Annotated in this window: 2 protein-coding genes and 1 pseudogene; 2 read left to right on the forward strand and 1 reads right to left on the reverse strand. The window is 74.9% G+C overall.

Annotated features, from left to right (window positions below; all coding sequences use genetic code 11):
- The first annotated feature begins 350 nt into the window (after nucleotides 1-350).
- Nucleotides 351-701, forward strand: coding sequence for a hypothetical protein (locus AB8Z36_RS40495; protein WP_369218346.1), 351 nt, complete (start codon nucleotides 351-353; stop codon nucleotides 699-701).
- 113 nt (nucleotides 702-814) lie between these two features.
- Nucleotides 815-1,105 carry a hypothetical protein gene (locus tag AB8Z36_RS40500; RefSeq protein ID WP_369218347.1) on the forward strand — a complete coding sequence of 97 codons (291 nt, stop codon included), beginning with the start codon at nucleotides 815-817 and terminating at the stop codon, nucleotides 1,103-1,105.
- A gap of 111 nt (nucleotides 1,106-1,216) precedes the next feature.
- On the opposite strand, the pseudogene AB8Z36_RS40505 reads toward AB8Z36_RS40500, so the two are convergent.
- Nucleotides 1,217-1,368, reverse strand: a pseudogene (locus AB8Z36_RS40505) (NADP-specific glutamate dehydrogenase); the annotation flags it as partial.

Consider the following 1,368-nt stretch of genomic DNA (forward strand, 5'->3'; position numbering starts at 1 on the left):
ATCGGGGCCCCTACGCGTGGACCCTCACCTCATTCAGCGAAGAAGACAGATCCAACCACCGTCCCGCAGTCCGCGCGCGCAGGCAACCACCGGTCCCACCGGCCACACGTGCGAGCACCCCTGAAAGCGGCACATCCCAGTGGCGGGGCGGGCTATTCCCCCTTGGACGTCCGCCAGACCGTGCGAAGTTTCACACGGCATCCACATGCCCCGGCCGCCGCGGAGGCACAGTGCCTCCGCGGCGGCGACCGGAGCGAGGATGGCGACGTCGCGGCGGACGTGACCGACCGCGACGCCGCGCTCCGGGCGCCGGCGAGCCTGTCCGGGCAGACCGCGAACTGCCGACCGTCATGCGCACCGACGCCGACGGCAGGATCTACGCCCTGGGACCGCGCAACGTCACCTGCCAGAACCTGCGCGAACTGCCAGATTCCCCCGCACACCGGGTGCGGGGAATCAACATCGTCGCCGTGGGTACCCCGACGGAGCACCGCACCCCCACGGACGACGGGAGAGTCATGACAAGCGCTACGGACAACGAGACCGGCAATCGTTTCTGCAAGGCCTGCGGCACGCCCGCCGAGGACGGCAGGCTGTGCGAGCGGTGCCGCGCCGCCCTGCCGCTGCCCGACGGCGGCGGACTCGTCGACGACCAGGGCGCGGCCGTACGACGTGACTTCGAGGGCCGCGCCGAACAGTGAACGGACCGGCGGTAGCGCCCGTACCGGCACCAGCGACAGCGAGCGCCGGCACCGACGTCAGCATCAGCGGTATGACGCGCGCTGAACGGCCCGCGGAGGGGTACACGGCCGCCATGGCATCCAAGACTGGTCGCGTCACTTCCCCGAGGGCCGTACGGCAGCTGCGCAGGGTCCGCACCTTCTACCTGGTGGGAGCCCTGCTGTGGGCGGCATCCACCGCCTGGACCGGCACGCAGTCCGCCGGGAGCCGGCAGATGTGGCTCTCCGCGCTCCTCCTGGCCCTCTTCGCCGCACTCCTGCTGACAACCTCCCTGTGGCTGCGGCGCCTGCGGGGTGCGGCCCCGGCCGAGGCCGCACCCCGTGCCGTGGCGACGAGGGCCGCGCCCCGCCGGGCGCACGCCTGACGAGCCGCGCACCCGGCGGGACGGCCGCCGCCGGGGGGGGGGGGGGGGGGGGGGGGGGGGGGGGGGGGGGGGGGGGGGGGGGGGGGGGGGGGGGGGGGGGGGGGGGGGGGGGGCCACGCCGCCCGCGTTGGCCGCCTTGCCGGGCCCGAACGCGACGCCCGCCTCCTTGAACAGGCGCACCGCCTCGGGGGTCGTCGGCATGTTGGCGCCCTCGGAGACCGCCTTGACGCCGTTGCGGATCAGCGCGGCGGCGTGGCGGTGAG

Origin of the sequence: Streptomyces flavofungini (assembly GCF_041028215.1) — a bacterium.
In the GTDB taxonomy this organism is placed as follows: Bacteria; Actinomycetota; Actinomycetes; order Streptomycetales; family Streptomycetaceae; genus Streptomyces; species Streptomyces flavofungini_B.

Bases quoted from the DNA above. Each gene is read 5' to 3' on its own strand.
- AB8Z36_RS40495 (WP_369218346.1), top strand. From the start codon at position 351: ATGCGCACCGACGCCGACGGCAGGATCTACGCCCTGGGACCGCGCAAC.
- AB8Z36_RS40500 (WP_369218347.1), top strand. From the start codon at position 815: ATGGCATCCAAGACTGGTCGCGTCACTTCCCCGAGGGCCGTACGGCAG.